Consider the following 14,723-nt stretch of genomic DNA (forward strand, 5'->3'; position numbering starts at 1 on the left):
CATGACGGCCTCCACATTCGTCCCACCGTTGTTCGCGCCGTGGGTGCGGCTGTACAAACGGGCCTCCAAGCCGGTGATGCGCTTGGGCCACATGATGGTGTTCTTCGTCCGGGCACTGGCAGCGGTACCGATCGTGCTGCGGCACTACCGCGCAGAATTCGTCCGGCTGCTGTCCGACATCGCCTGGGGCAACGGCTCACTCGTGGTCGGCGGCGGAACCATCGGGGTGGCGGTGGTGCTGGGCATCACCATGGGGGCGCTCGTCGGCATCGAGGGATACAACTTCCTCGACCTCCTCGGGCTCGGCCCGGCCACCGGCATCATCTCGTCCCTGGTGAACACCCGTGAACTGGCGCCGATCGCCGCCTCACTGGCCTTCGCAACACAGGCCGGATGCCGGTTCACCGCGCAGCTGGGGTCGATGCGCATCGCCGAGGAGATCGACGCGCTCGATTCCATCGCGATCCGCCCGATCCCGTACCTGGTCACCACACGGCTGATGGCTGCGGTGGTCGCGGTGATCCCGCTTTACGCGCTCTGCCTGGCGGTGAGCTATCTGACCACCCAGCTGGTGGTCTTCCTGATCAGCGGCGGCTCGACCGGTTCCTACCTGCATTACTTCAGCCTCATGCTGTCCGGGCAGGACATCCTCTACTCGGTACTGAAGGCGGTCATCTTCGTGTGGATCGCCTCCACCGTGCAGTGCTACTACGGGTTCTACGCCTCGGGCGGGCCGGTGGGCGTGGGCGTGGCCGCCGGCCATGCCATGCGGGCCAGCATCACCGTGGTGGTCATCGTGAACATGCTGCTCACCATGGCGCTGTGGACGGTCGATTCAGGAGCGAGGTTCGGCGGCTAGATGGGCAACTCGCTGGAAATGGACGGGCGTGGCCCGACCGACCGTCAACTGCTCGGCTGTGGTGCCGCCGTACTTGTTGTGGCAGTACTGATTTCGACATTCCTTCTGGTGAAGGCCACCGGGCGGCTCGACGCGCGGGTGCCGGTGGTGGCCGCCCTGGTCAACGTCGGCGACGGTCTGCCGCAGCGGTCCGACGTGAAGTATCACGGCGTGCTCGTCGGGATGGTCGACGACGTCGTCCCGGCCGCCAACGGCGATCCCAACTTCGTCCACATCGACCTCAACCCCGAATACGCGGGCGCCATTCCGAACACGGTGACGGCACGTGTGGTGCCCAGCAACGTCTTCGCGGTGTCGTCGGTGCAGTTGGTCGACCGCTCCGACGGACCGGCTCCGGCGATCTCCGCGGGCGCACAGATCCCCGAGGACACCGAACTGCCGACGGTGTTGTTCCAGACCACGATCAGCAAGCTGCGCGACGTGCTGGCCGCCACCGGGCGCGGTCGTGAGGACAAAACGGTGGGCATCCTGGCCGCGGTGAACGCCGCGACCGAGAACCGCCGAACCGAATTGCTCACCAGCGGAGCGCAATTGAACCGGCTGATCGATCAGCTCGACTCGGTGGTGGCCACCGAACCCGGCCAGACCACGGTCTCCGCACTGATCGACGCGACCCACGGGCTGCAGCAGACCGCGCCGGATCTGCTCGATGCCCTGCACAAGGCGGTGCAGCCGATGCAGACCCTGGTCGAGCAGCGCTCCCAGCTGAACACCATGATCAACGGTGGGATCAACACCGTGGGTACGACGCACACCGCGCTCGGCAACCACGCCGACCAGCTGGCGAAGACCACGTCGAACCTGACGCCGGTTCTGGGTGTGCTGGCAGACACCTCCAACAACTGGGTGCCGGCCTTCGTCAAGCTCAATCAGCTGTCGGGCAAGTTCTTCGAGCACGTCTGGATGTCCGACCATGACATCGGCAACATGCGGGTGAACCTCTCGTTGACGCCGAGCTACGCCTACACCCGTGCCGACTGCCCGCAGTACGCCGGGCTCAAGGGGCCCAGCTGCTTCACCGCCCCGCTGGTGCCGACCCGGCCCTCGCTACCGGATGTGCTGTTGCCGCAGAACTTTCAGCCACCGGCTGATCTGATGCCGCCTCCCGGAACGGCGCTGGGCGCCAATGGGAATCTCGTCGCGGTCGGTCCGCCGTTGGTCAATCCGAACCCAGACCTGTCCGACCCGAATCCGCCCCTGCCGCCGTGGATGCCGGCGTCCGGACCGGTGCCGGGAACGGCGAACCCTGCACTGATGCCGGCGCCGCCCCCGCCGGTGCCACTGTCGCCGGTCGCGCCGGTGGCCCCGGGCGGCCCGCTGCTGCCCGCGGAAGCCGCACCCGCCGCCGGACAACCCGTTTCTGGAGAGGGAGGCCGATGAGGTACCGCGGTGCGACGATCGGCCTGTCGCTGTTCATGGTGGTCGCGCTGGGGCTGACCTGGCTCGTCTATGTCACGCTGCGCCGTGACGTGGCCGGCAAGACCGTGCCCTACGCCGCCCTGTTCTCCGATGTGTTCGGCCTGCGTGAGGGTGACGACGTCCGGATGGCCGGGGTACGGGTGGGGCGCGTCGAGAAGATCGAACTGCAGGGCGCCCTCGCCAAGGTGTCGTTCGTGGTGCAGGACAACCAGCCGATGTACGGCCGGACCGCCGCCTCGGTGACCTACCAGAACATCGTCGGGCAGCGTTATCTCGGCTTGTCGCTGGGCAATATCGGTGACCCCGGCCCGCTTCCGGCCGGGAGCGTCATCCCCGTCGAACAGACCGATCCGTCCTTCGACGTCGGGACGCTGCTCAACGGGTATGAGCCGCTGTTCAGCGTGCTCAACCCGCGCGACGCCGACAATCTCACCAAAGGAGTGATCGCCTCGCTGCAGGGCGACAATTCCTCGATCGTCGCGCTCGTAGACCAGACCGCGCAGCTGACGGATTCCTTCGCCGGACGGGACCAGGAACTCGGAGAGGTGATCAACAATCTGAACGCGGTGGCCAAGAACCTGGCCGAGCACAACGACAGTCTCGACGAGGTGATCACCCAAACCCGGGGAATGGTCGCCACATTCGACGCCCGCCGGCCTGAGATGGTGGACTCGCTGGGTTCGATCTCCAAAGTGGTGCGCCAGTTGTCGACCATCAGCGGTCAGGTGTACCCGTCACTCAACGAGCTCGTGACCCGGGAACCCGGGTTCGTCTCGCACATGGTGGGCATCGAACCGCAACTGGCGTTTACCGGCGCGAATCTCCCGCTGCTGCTCAAGGGATTCGCCCGGATGACCAACGAGGGCGCCTACGCCACCACCTATGCGTGCGACCTGAATGCGACGGGATTCTTCCCAGGCCTCAACGACGTCACACCGATCATCGTCGACGCCGCCACCCCGGGGAACAAGGCGCAGTACACCCCCAAATGCAGGAATTTGGCCAATGGTTGATCAGCTGACGAAACCGGAGACACCGACGGTGCCGGAGGCACCGAAGAAACCGCGCCGTCCACTGGAGAGCTACAACCGGACGCGGCTCGGGATCATCGCGATCGCCGTGGTGGCCGTTCTGATCGGGGCGATGTTGATCGTCAAGGTCGCCGATGTCGGCTACCGGCAGTACACCGCGCGGTTCCAGCAGGCCGCTGCGCTCAAGGCCGGTAACCCCATCACCGTTGCCGGCATGCCGGTGGGCGAGGTCAAGAGCATGAAGCTGGCCGGCGACCACGTCGAGGCCAAACTCAAGGTGCGCGATGACGTTCCGCTCGGAAAGGACTCCCGGGCAGTCATCAAGATCACCACCATCTTGGGATCGCGTTATCTGGCCCTGCAGCCCGCGGGCTCAGGTTCCCTGCCCGACAACACCTTTGACCTCACTCACACCGAGGTGCCGTATGACCTGCAGGAGGCGCTGGGGGACGTCACCACCACCTTTGAGCAGGTCGACTCCGACAAGTTCGCCCAGACGCTGAGCATCCTCGGCAAGCAGATGGAGGGCCTGCCGGCAGTGGTGCCGCGGGCGCTGCAGAACACCCACACCCTGGCGACCATCATCGCCGACCGGCGGAACCAGCTGGGTTCCCTGCTGGAAACCACTGACCTGGTCGGCAACACCCTGCGTCGCCAGCAGGCCACGATCGGCAGCCTGGTCAACCAGGGCAACGACCTGGTCGGCGAATTCGTCATGCGCCGGGCGTCATTTCAGGCCATGCTCGCGGCCCTGACCAATCTGGTCCAGACCCTCACCGGCATCGTGGTGGACGACCGGCCACAGCTCGAGCAGCTGCTGACGAACCTGCGCGACCTGTCGAACATGTTGGGTCAGCACGACGATCTGCTGCGCAGCGTCCTGCAGTCGGGTCCGGTGGCCCTGCGCGGACTCGCCAACGCCACCGGCAATGGCAATGCCGGGGAGATGCACGTCGGCAACGGGTTGCTGATCGACTCCTGGATGTGTGCGATCAGTGGCCGGGCCAAACAGTTCAACATGATCCAGTACTACAAGGACTGCAAATGAGGGTGATCCGTAGCAAGGTGTTGGCCCTGTGCGTCGCCGGTGCGGTGCTGATCGCCGCAGTCGTCGGCACCGGCTGGTGGTTTGTGAAGGAGCGGACCAATACCATCACGGTGACGGCCCAGTTCGACAGCGCGGCAGGGCTTTACGAGGGTAATACGGTCGCCGTGCTCGGTATGAAGGTCGGCAGCGTCAACAAGATCACGCCCAAGGGCAACTATGTCGAGGTCGAGTTCACCGTCGACAAGGATGTCCAGGTGCCGGCCGACGCGCAGGCGGTCACCATCTCCAATTCGATCCTCACCGACCGCCAGATCGAGCTGACCCCGGCCTACCGGGGTGGGCCGACGCTGCAGAATCACGACACGATCGGTCTGAATCGGACCAAGACGCCGGTCGAGTTCGCCCGTGTGCTGGATGTATTGGACAAGTTGTCCTCCTCGTTGAAGGGTGACGGCAAGGGGAACGGACCCATCGGGGACGTCGTCAATGCCAGTGCGGCGATCGCCGACGGCAACGGTCAGCAGATGAAGGACGCCCTCGGTGAACTGTCAGACGCGTTGCGGCTCAGTTCCGATCGTGGAGCGGTGACCCGCGACCAGCTCACCACGATTGTGCGCAACCTGAGCTCGCTGTTCGAGGCGGCCTCCCGCAACGACGCCACGCTGCGGGAATTCGGTTCGTCGGTACGTCAGCTCAGCCAGATCCTGGCCGACGAGAACTTCGGTAGCGGCACCACCGGCAAGAAGATCAACGAGGTGATCACCCAGGTGGGCGAAGTGCTGCAGACGCACCGCGACGAGGTCAAACAGATTGTCCTCAACGGGAATACCGCGCTGACCACAACGGTGGACCAGCGGCGAGATCTGGCCGAGTTCCTCGATCTCGCGCCGCTGACGCTGGACAACATCTACAACATCGTCGACCAGACGAATGGCTCGGCGCGGGCCCACGTCCTGGTGGACAAGGTGCTTTTCGATTCGCAGACCGTCAAGGAGGTCTGCAACATGATGGGGCTGCGCCAGTTGGGGTGCAGCACCGGAACCGTGCAGGACTTCGGTCCCGACTTCGGGCTGTCCTACATGCTCGACGGCATGGCGGCGATGGGACAGAGATGATCAGACCGGTGCGCAAATACGTTCTGCCCGTAGTGATGACGGCCTGCCTGACGATCTCGGGATGTGCCTCCGAGGGCCTGGCCAGCCTGCCGTTGCCGGCGCCCGGCGTCGGCTCGGGCGGCTACAAGCTGACCGCGATATTCGCCAATGCCCTGAACCTGCCGGCCAATGCCAAGGTGAAGTTGGCCGGTGCCGATGTGGGTGAGCTCGAGTCGATGGTGGCCAGCAACTACACCGCGGTGACCACCCTGCGCATCATGGATGGTGTCCGGTTGCCCCATGGCACCGAGGCCGAATTGCGTTCGGCGACACCGCTGGGAGATGTGTTCGTCTCGCTCAGGCCGCCGACCCCGGTCGACCCGAACGCGCCACTGCTCAAGGACGGCGACACCATCGACCTGGATTCGACACAGGCCGCCGCGACCGTCGAATCGCTGCTGGGTTCGGCGGCGATCCTGGTCAACGGTGGTGCGGTCCGTAACTTCACCAACATCATCAACGGTATGGGTAAGGCCACCGGTGACCAGGGCCAGGCGTTCGGCAATCTGATCGCCAAGACAAACCACACGCTGGGCACCCTGAACGCCCGCTCCGACCAACTTTCGACCGCGATGACCGAGACATCGCGGCTGTTGCGGCAGATCGAAGACAAGAACCAGACCGTGAGTGAGTTGATGGATGCGGCCGGGCCGGCTACGAACACGTTGGCCGAGCACACCACCCAGATCGCGGATCTGATCACCCAGATCGGCGACACCTCGGCGCAATTGCGCAAATTCCCGTCTGTTGCGGGCACCGACACCAGCGGGCGCAGCGTGATCGCCGATGCCAACAAGGTGGCGGGCGCCTGGAATGATGTGGCGCTCGCTCCCGATGCCTCGCTGTACGCGCTCAACCGGATGATGCCGCCCTTGGTGAAAGCGACTTCCGGCAGTGGCCTTTCGGTGCGCGCCAGCATCGACCGACTGATTCTCGGGTCGATTCCCGATATCGGGTTCGCCGGTGATCCGGGACTGCACGGCCCCAAGCGGTACAACTGGCATCAGCTGGTCGGCTCATTGCAGTACACGTTGTTGCGCCTGCAGGAGCGCGTCGTCGGCCGGGGCCCTTCGGTGCCGCAGATGCCGGTGATCCCGAGCCCGACCGAGCCCGGCGCGATCGTTCCCGCACCCGAGGCTCCGGCCGGGCCACCGCCCGGGGAGGTTCCGGCACCGGCACCGGCGGAGGCGCCACGATGATCAACGCACTCGCGGATTTCGTGGTCGGCGTGGTCCGGGCCGGGTACCGGCGCCGAGCCTGGCTGTCGGCCGGCGCGCTGGTGATGACCCTCGTTGTGGCCGGCGCCTACCTGATGATCGGGGCGCTGAGGGTCAAGCCTTTCGACTCCAGCTACCGCATCACCATCGAGTTGCCGGAATCCGCCGGCCTGCTGCCCAATCAGGACGTCACCCTGCGCGGCGTGCGGGTCGGGCGGGTGGAGCGGCTCAACATCACACCCACCGGGGTCCAGGCGGTGGTGAACGTGAATTCGGCCGTGTCGATTCCGAAGTCCAGCGATGTGCGGGTGTCCGGGCTGTCCCCGGCCGGTGAGCAGTACGTCGACTTCGCGGCGAACACGGCAGACGGCCCGTTCCTGACCGACGGCAGCGTGATCGGCCTGGGCAAGGCCACGGTGCCGGTCAGCCTGGCCCAGTTGCTCGCCGATGCCGACGGCGCGCTGTCCCAGGTCGATGTCGGCAAGCTCGAAGTGATCCGCCGGGAACTGAGTATGTCGCAAGCCGGTCCCCGCAAGTTGGCCGACGTCATCGACGGCGGCACGTTCCTCCTGTCGACGCTGGATTCGGTGCTGCCCGAGACGGTGAGCGTGCTGCGCAACAGCCGCGTGGTCTTCAACCTGATGTCGGAGAAGAACGCCGGCGTCGCGGTGGCGTCGGACAATTTGAGTTCGACGTTCGACGGGATCAACAAGATGCGCGAGGGCTTCCGTCGCCTCACGAACCAGACCCCGGGAGCGTTGAACTCCGTCGACAACCTGTTCGCCGACAACTCCGACACCATGGTGCAGCTGCTCGGAAGCCTCGCCAGCACTTCGCAATTGCTGTACCTGCGGGTGCCGGCGTTGAACGCGCTGTTCCCGAACTACCGCACGTCGGTGCTCGACGCCCTGGGCAGTGTCATGCATGACAACGGGCTGTGGGCCACCGCGGACATCTACCCGCGCTACACCTGCGACTACGGGACACCGCGTCGGCCACCGGCGTCGGCCGACTATCCGGAGCCCTACATGTACACCTATTGCACCGACGATCATCCGGGCGTCCTGGTCCGCGGGGCCAAGAACGCGCCGCGCCCCGCGGATGACGACACCGCGGGGCCGCCGCCCGGGGCAGATCTCGCGCGCACCACCGACCCGACACCGCGGGGGCGCTACACCATTCCGACTCCCTACGGCGGCCCGACCCTGCCGATCGAACCGCCCCGCTAATCCACCCAACCTCACCCAAAGGAGATGACGGTGACTGTTACGACTGACAAGAAGGCCGACGAAGATCTGGCCGAGATCGTCGACGACGCAATTGGTATCGAAGAGACGGCCGACGAGATCGTCGAGCCCGAAGTCGATTCGGACACCGAGGACAAAGAGGAAGCCAAGGCTGAGCCCGAGGCGGAGGCCGCGAAACCGGGCCGGCGCAAGTGGGTGCTGGTCGGCATTGTGGTTGCGGTATTCGTTGCCGTCCTGGCCCTTTCGGGCTTCCTGGGATGGACGGTGTTGCAAAACCAGCAGGTGGCACAGGCCGGCAAACAGGCCCAGGACGCCGCGGTGTCCTACGCCCAGATCTTGACGAGTATCGATTCCGACAAGGTCGACGAGAATTTCAACCAGGTGCTGGCCGGTGCGACGGGCGAGTTCAAGGACATGTACTCGCAGTCGAGCATGCAGCTGCGCCAGTTGCTCATCGACAACAAGGCCTCGGCGCACGGCGTGGTGATGGAGTCCGCCGTGCAGTCGGCGACCAAGGACAAGGTCGTGGTGCTGTTGTTCGTCGACCAGTCGGTGTCCAACAGCACCGTTCCCGATCCGCGGATCGATCGTAGCCGCATCAAGATGACGATGGACAAGGTCGACGGGCAATGGCGCGCAAGCAAAGTGGAACTCGCCTGAGCCGGCCCATGATGCGCATCGGCAAGCTGATCGGCGCGGCGGCCGTGGTGGCCGCGGCCATCACGACCGCGCCGTCCGCCGCGGCGTCGGCGGCATCTTTCTGCGACGACCTGGGCGCCCAGTGGGATGGGCAGTCCTGCCACACGTCGGTGACCTCGGACCGAAAGGCGGTTCGTGACATCAAGATGGCGCTGCCCGGCGATCTGGTGGAAAACCCCGTCATCCGGCAGTACCTGACCAACCTGATGAACAACTGGCGCAACGCCGCGCAGAAGATGGCCGCCGACAGCTTCGGCGAGGAGCAGTTCGAGATTTTCCAGCATGGTGACGCGATGACGGCCGTCTTCCATGAGATGTACTCAGGGACGGTCGGTACCGACGCCCTGTCACACCCGAACGCGCCTATCGTCAGCGACGCCTACCGCACCTTCACGTTCGCGGGCGGGCGGCAAGTGCAGCTGGCCGACCTGTTCAAACCGGGCGCCGACTACCGGGCCGAGATCCCGCGCCTGGGTGAGCCGTTCATCGTCGCCGCACTCGATGCCGCGCCGCCGCCGCACCAGCCCGGCACCTATCCGTTCACCCCGGACCGCTGGACCCCGGACAACGTCTACTCGGGCGGGTACAAGGCCTGGGCGCTGACACCGGACGAGCTGATCCTCTATATGCCGGACTATCCGGTCGGGCGGGACAGTCCGGTCGATTTCACCCCGGGCCGGATGCAGTGGGCGATGGACGGCGGCACGGTGCAGGCGCACATCCCGCTCTCGGCGCTGGCCCCGGTGCTGCAGCCGCAGTTCGGCGGCGCCTGACCCGGTCACAGTCGGCCTATTCGATTCTTCGCGAGGCTAATGGGTTACCCGGCCTGAGTTTGTTGCCACCATGAGCCGCACCAATCAGTGCGACTCCATGGGGGACAACGGCCATGCGCCTATTCAGTTCGGTACTCGCGATGCTCAGCGCACTCGTGGTGGTACTGACCGCGTGTGGCTCATCCGGTGAGTCGGCGCGCACGGAAGACGGCAAGACCGTGGTGCGTTACCAGGGCTGGGCCGGTGAGGTTCGATTCCAGGAGCTGGCCGAAGACCTCGGCTACTACCAGAAGATCAAGCTCGATTGGGTCGGGAACACCACCAGCGGTCCGCAGGACATCCAGTCGGTGGCCACCGGCGATATCGACGTGGGTGAGGCGTTCAACGGTGCGGTGGTCAAACTCAACGCCGCCGGCGCGCCGATCACCTCGGTGCTCAGCTCCTACGGCGCCGACGAGGGCGAGTACACCGGGTACTTCGTGCTGGAGAACAGTCCGATCCACTCAGCTCGGGACCTGATCGGCAAGAAGGTCGGGATGAACACCCTTGGCGCCCACCACGAATTCCTGACCCGGGAATGGCTGGCCAAGGAGGGACTGACCAACGACGAGATCAAGACGGTGACCCTCACCGTGGTACCGCCGGTCAACACCGAGCAAGCGTTGCGGGAGAAGCAGATCGACGTCGCGGCGCTCAACGGGATCTGGCGCGAAACCGCGCAACAACGCGGGGGGATCCGGCCGCTGTTCACCGACAAGTCTCTGTTCGGGGCGTTCAGCTACGGCACCTACGTGGTCCGGGACGAATTCCTGGCCAAGAACAGGGATGCGGTGGCCGATTATGTCCAGGGCACCGCGCGGGCGATCCGCTGGACCCAGGTGACCCCGCGCGACGAGGTGGTGGCCAGGTTCCGAGAGATCATCAACAAGCGACAGCGCAACGAGGACACGCAGTCCATCGAATACTGGCGCAGCTCGGGCATTCCGGTTCCCGGCGCGGTGATCGCCGAACGCGAACTGCAGACCTGGATCGACTGGCTCGTGCGCAACGGTGAGCTCAAGGAAGGCCAGCTGAAGGCGAAAGACCTCTACACCAACGAGCTCAACCCGTACGCGAACGGCACTTACCCCGACGGCAGCGGCCCCGATGGGAAAGCGCTGGCACACAAGTGAGTACGCAACCCAAGCTGCGCCTGCGCAATGTGACCAAGCAGTTCCCGATCCGGGGTGAGAAGGCAGGTTTCACGGCACTCCAGGACATCAGCATCGACCTGGCGGCAGGGGAGTTCCTGGTGCTCGTCGGGCCGAGTGGCTGCGGCAAGTCGACGCTGCTGGACCTGCTCGGTGGGCTGACCCAGCCGACATCGGGGGAGATTCTCCTCGACGGCAAGCCCGTCACCGGCCCGGGGCTGGATCGTGGCATCGTCTTCCAGCAATATGCCCTGCTGCCGTGGCGCACCGCCCGCAAGAACATCGAATTCGGCCTGGAGGCAAAGGGTTTACCCTCGGGCAAGCGGCGCCGGCGGGCCGAGGAGTACCTCGAGCTGGTCGGGCTGCAGGGCTTCGCCGATCGCTACCCGCACGAACTGTCCGGTGGAATGAAGCAGCGCGTCGCGATCGCCCGCAGCCTGGCGTTCGATCCCGAGGTGCTGCTGATGGACGAGCCGTTCGCCGCGCTGGACGCCCAGACTCGCGAATCCCTGCAGGACGAGCTGCTGAGGATCTGGCGGGCGACCGGCAAGACCATCCTGTTCATCACCCACGGCATCGACGAGGCGCTGTACCTCGGTCAGCGGGTCGCGGTGCTGACGTCGCGGCCCGGCCGGATCAAGCAGATCGTCGACGTCGACATCGATCGCAGCACCGACGACATCCGCTCCAGCGAGGGATTCCGGGCGCAGCGCCACCGCATCTGGTCGCTGCTGCACGACGAGGTGCAACGCGCCCGGTCCGAGGAGGTTCAGCATGTCTAGCGCCATCGCGGTCGCACCCGTCGAGTCACAAGTAGAGATTCCAACCGAGACGTCGGCGGCGCCGGAGCACGAGCATCGCGGCCCCCGGTTACAGGCCCTGGCCTGGCGTCTGTTGCGGCTCACGGTGGTTGTCGCCGCGTTCCTGGCGCTGTGGGAGGCGGCCCCGCGGATCGGGCTGGTGGACAAGGTCTTTCTGCCGCCGTTCTCCGAAGTCGTCAGCGCGTGGTTCACGCTGCTGGGCAACGGTCAACTGGCCGAGCATGTCTCGGCCAGCCTGTCGCGCGCCCTGGCCGGATTGGCGATCGCAATCGTGGTCAGCATCCCACTAGGGGTGGCGATCGCCTGGTACCGCCCGGTCGCGGAGTTCCTCAACCCGATCCTGGAGTTGTTCCGCAACACCGCCGCGCTCGCTCTGCTTCCGGTATTCATCCTCATTCTGGGGATCGGGGAAACATCGAAAGTGGCGCTGGTGATCTATGCCGCGTCGTTCCCGATCCTGCTCAACACCGTTTCCGGGGTGCGCACCGTGGACCCCCTTCTGATCAAATCGGCCCGCTCCCTCGGGCTTTCCCCGATCCGGCTGTTCCACAAGGTGATCCTGCCCGCGGCGGTGCCGACCATCTTCACCGGTCTGCGCATGGCAGCGGCCTCTTCCATCCTGGTGCTGATCGCCGCCGAGATGGTCGGCGCCAAGGCGGGTTTGGGATATCTGATCACCGCATCACAGCTCAACTTCCAGATCCCCAACATGTACGCCGGCATCGTCACGATCGCCCTGGTGGGCGTCATCTTCAACGGCATCGTGGTGGCCATCGAGGGGCGGCTGTCGGGCTGGCGGGCCACCACCTAACCGAAGGACTTTCCATGACGCGACAACTTCATCTCAACGCCTTCCTCATGGGAGTCGGGCACCACGAGGCGGCGTGGCGGCACGAGCGCACCGATGTGCGAAACCTGACCGACGTCAAGCACTTCCAGCGGCTCGCGCAGGTGGCCGAACGCGGCAAGTTGGATTCGGTGTTCTTCGCCGACGGGTTGGCGGTGGGGCCGCGGGTGAAGCACAACACGCAGGCGATCTTCGAACCGATCACGCTGCTGACCGCGATGGCGACGGTCACCGAGCACGTCGGTCTGATCGCCACCGCGACCACCGGCTACATCGAGCCCTACACCCTGGCCCGCAGCTTCGCCTCGCTGGATCACATCAGCGGCGGCCGGGCCGGATGGAACATCGTCACCTCGGCCGGTGAGGACGAAGCGGCCAACTTCGGTGTCGAGGGCATCCCGGACCATGCCGGCCGCTATCGGCGGGCCGCTGAATTCGTCGATGTGGCAACGGAACTGTGGGACAGCTGGGAGGACGACGCTCTGGTCCTCGACGAGTCCACCGGCATCTTCGCCGACCCGGACCGGGTACACCGGATCGACCATGACGGCGAGCACTTCACGGTGCGGGGCCCGCTGAACTCGCCCCGGTCGGTGCAGGGCCGTCCACTGTTGGTGCAGGCCGGGTCTTCTGAGTCCGGCAAGGATTTCGCCGGGCGCTACGCCGAGGCGATCTTCACCGCGCAGCGCTCGGTCGACGAGGGCAAGGCGTTCTACCGCGACGTGAAGGCCCGCGCGGTGAAATTCGGCCGCAGCGCAGATGAGGTGAAGATCCTGCCCGGCATCGTGCCGTTCATCGGTCCCACCGAGGAGGCCGCGCTGGAGCTGGAACAGCAATTCACCGACCTGATCTCGCCCGAGTACTCGTTGCGTCAGCTGTCGCAGATGCTGGGAGTGGACCTGACCGCGCATGCGCTCGACGCGCCGCTGCCTGCCCTGCCGCCCATCGAGCAGATCCAGGGCAACAAGAGCCGCTATCAACTGGTCAAGGATCTGGCCAGCAGTGAGTCACTGACCGTGCGGCAGCTGATCGCCAAACTCGGTGGCGGCCGCGGGCACCGGACCTTCGCGGGCACCGCCGAGCAGGTGGCCGACAACCTGGAGCTGTGGTTCACCGCGGGCGCGGCCGACGGCTTCAACATCATGCCGCCGTATCTGCCGGGCGGCCTGGAGGATTTCGTCGAGCAGGTGGTGCCGATCCTGCAGCGGCGCGGACTGTTCCGGACTGACTACACCGCGACGACGCTGCGCGGGCATTACGGGCTGGCGCACCGGCCCAGCCGTTACACGGTGACGGCGGCCGAAACCAGCGCGTGAGCGAGGGTGTCCCCGGGGTAATCCGGTGTGACGGCCGTGGACGTGTTGACGGGCGTAGGAACGGGCTCGGCAACGGCGTGATCATGACGCTGGGTGCCGATGTGGCGCCCACTGTGCGCTGAGTGCGCCGACTGTGCGCTCAGATCGCGATTTCGTCGTCAGACGCGATCTGAGCGCACACTCGAAGGTCGGCCCTAGCGGTAGTTGACGAACTGCAGGGCCACGTCGAGGTCCGAGCCCTTGAGCAGGGCGATGATCGCCTGCAGGTCGTCGCGCTTCTTCGAGCTGACCCGGATCTCGTCACCCTGGATCTGCGCCTTGACGCCCTTGGGGCCCTCGTCGCGGATGATCTTGGTGATCTTCTTGGCCTGCTCGCTGCTGATGCCCTGCTTGATGTCGCCGGACACCTTGTAGGTCTTGCCGCTGGCCTGCGGTTCGCCGGCGTCGAAGGCCTTCATCGAGATGTCGCGGCGGACCAATTTCTCCTTGAACACGTCGACCGCGGCCTTGACGCGCTCCTCGGTGCTGGAGGTGAGTTCGATCACCTCTTCGCCCTTCCAGGCGATGCTGGTGTCGGTGCCGCGGAAGTCGAACCGGGTGGACAGTTCCTTGGCGGCCTGGTTGAGCGCGTTATCGACCTCCTGACGGTCGACCTTGCTGACGACGTCGAAGCTGGAATCCGCCATTGGACGCCCCTCCTCTTTCCTCGCTGAATGCTGCCGGTTTGTAACTTGGGTACATCTTCGTTGTACCCTGCTAGTCGCACCAAACCGGAAACGGGGCGGGGCGAAACCAGGCAGATTGCCCGAGCGGCCAATGGGAGCGGACTGTAAATCCGTCGGCTTACGCCTACGCAGGTTCGAATCCTGCATCTGCCACCCAAGTCAGGCCCCCTTTCGAGGGGGCCTGATTGGTTTCGTGGGGCTCGATCGTCACGGCTTGTCACAGGCCGTGTTGATCTCGACGTCCACACCAATCGAGGGGCTGCGGTTGATGGGTGGTCGGCGCCGCCGAGGGGGCATTCGTGGCGGTCGAGGCTGTG

General features: G+C 65.5%; 14 protein-coding genes and 1 tRNA gene. 14 read left to right on the forward strand and 1 reads right to left on the reverse strand.

Annotation, left to right across the window (positions count from 1 at the left end):
- The first annotated feature begins 1 nt into the window (after position 1).
- The 13 genes from ACZYZ7_RS11735 to ACZYZ7_RS11795 all read left to right on the forward strand — a co-directional run bounded on the left by ACZYZ7_RS11735 (position 2) and on the right by ACZYZ7_RS11795 (position 13,681).
- Complete coding sequence (locus ACZYZ7_RS11735) at positions 2 to 859, forward strand: ABC transporter permease (RefSeq protein WP_135458234.1); 858 nt, start codon at positions 2 to 4, stop codon at positions 857 to 859.
- On the forward strand, positions 860 to 2,299 hold the full coding sequence (locus ACZYZ7_RS11740) for an MlaD family protein (protein WP_450073040.1): 1,440 nt from the start codon (positions 860 to 862) through the stop codon (positions 2,297 to 2,299).
- On the forward strand, positions 2,296 to 3,351 hold the full coding sequence (locus tag ACZYZ7_RS11745) for an MlaD family protein (protein WP_450073039.1): 1,056 nt from the start codon (positions 2,296 to 2,298) through the stop codon (positions 3,349 to 3,351). Before ACZYZ7_RS11740 ends, ACZYZ7_RS11745 begins: the two co-directional genes overlap by 4 nt.
- Positions 3,344 to 4,417: an MlaD family protein gene (locus ACZYZ7_RS11750; RefSeq protein WP_135458229.1), complete on the forward strand. Its 1,074-nt coding sequence runs from the start codon at positions 3,344 to 3,346 to the stop codon at positions 4,415 to 4,417. The genes ACZYZ7_RS11745 and ACZYZ7_RS11750 overlap by 8 nt, the downstream gene beginning before the upstream one ends.
- A complete protein-coding gene (locus ACZYZ7_RS11755) occupies positions 4,414 to 5,532 on the forward strand; it encodes an MCE family protein (RefSeq protein ID WP_450073038.1) in 1,119 nt (372 codons plus the stop codon). The genes ACZYZ7_RS11750 and ACZYZ7_RS11755 overlap by 4 nt, the downstream gene beginning before the upstream one ends.
- Positions 5,529 to 6,770, forward strand: coding sequence for an MCE family protein (locus tag ACZYZ7_RS11760; protein WP_135458225.1), 1,242 nt, complete (start codon positions 5,529 to 5,531; stop codon positions 6,768 to 6,770). Before ACZYZ7_RS11755 ends, ACZYZ7_RS11760 begins: the two co-directional genes overlap by 4 nt.
- Positions 6,767 to 8,017, forward strand: coding sequence for an MlaD family protein (locus ACZYZ7_RS11765; protein WP_135458223.1), 1,251 nt, complete (start codon positions 6,767 to 6,769; stop codon positions 8,015 to 8,017). Before ACZYZ7_RS11760 ends, ACZYZ7_RS11765 begins: the two co-directional genes overlap by 4 nt.
- Before the next feature lie 24 nt (positions 8,018 to 8,041).
- On the forward strand, positions 8,042 to 8,695 hold the full coding sequence (locus tag ACZYZ7_RS11770) for a DUF3329 domain-containing protein (RefSeq protein WP_450073037.1): 654 nt from the start codon (positions 8,042 to 8,044) through the stop codon (positions 8,693 to 8,695).
- An 11-nt stretch (positions 8,696 to 8,706) separates the two neighbouring features.
- Entirely contained in the window at positions 8,707 to 9,507 is an 801-nt protein-coding gene (locus tag ACZYZ7_RS11775; protein WP_450073074.1) for a DUF3298 domain-containing protein, read from the forward strand.
- A gap of 140 nt (positions 9,508 to 9,647) precedes the next feature.
- Positions 9,648 to 10,679, forward strand: coding sequence for an ABC transporter substrate-binding protein (locus ACZYZ7_RS11780; RefSeq protein WP_450073073.1), 1,032 nt, complete (start codon positions 9,648 to 9,650; stop codon positions 10,677 to 10,679).
- Complete coding sequence (locus tag ACZYZ7_RS11785; RefSeq protein WP_450073036.1) at positions 10,676 to 11,479, forward strand: ABC transporter ATP-binding protein; 804 nt, start codon at positions 10,676 to 10,678, stop codon at positions 11,477 to 11,479. The genes ACZYZ7_RS11780 and ACZYZ7_RS11785 overlap by 4 nt, the downstream gene beginning before the upstream one ends.
- Positions 11,472 to 12,329, forward strand: a complete 858-nt coding sequence (locus ACZYZ7_RS11790) for an ABC transporter permease (RefSeq protein ID WP_450073035.1) — start codon at positions 11,472 to 11,474, stop codon at positions 12,327 to 12,329. The genes ACZYZ7_RS11785 and ACZYZ7_RS11790 overlap by 8 nt, the downstream gene beginning before the upstream one ends.
- Positions 12,330 to 12,343: 14 nt before the next feature.
- On the forward strand, positions 12,344 to 13,681 hold the full coding sequence (locus ACZYZ7_RS11795) for an LLM class flavin-dependent oxidoreductase (protein WP_450073034.1): 1,338 nt from the start codon (positions 12,344 to 12,346) through the stop codon (positions 13,679 to 13,681).
- Between the two features lie 194 nt (positions 13,682 to 13,875).
- Here ACZYZ7_RS11795 and ACZYZ7_RS11800 read toward each other — a convergent pair whose 3' ends face one another.
- Positions 13,876 to 14,367, reverse strand: a complete 492-nt coding sequence (locus ACZYZ7_RS11800; protein ID WP_450073033.1) for a YajQ family cyclic di-GMP-binding protein — start codon at positions 14,365 to 14,367, stop codon at positions 13,876 to 13,878.
- Positions 14,368 to 14,476: 109 nt separating this feature from the next.
- Here ACZYZ7_RS11800 and ACZYZ7_RS11805 point away from each other — a divergent pair.
- Positions 14,477 to 14,559 (forward strand) — tRNA-Tyr (locus tag ACZYZ7_RS11805).
- Positions 14,560 to 14,723 lie beyond the last annotated feature (164 nt).

The organism is Mycobacterium sp. IDUB_17, assembly GCF_055419465.1.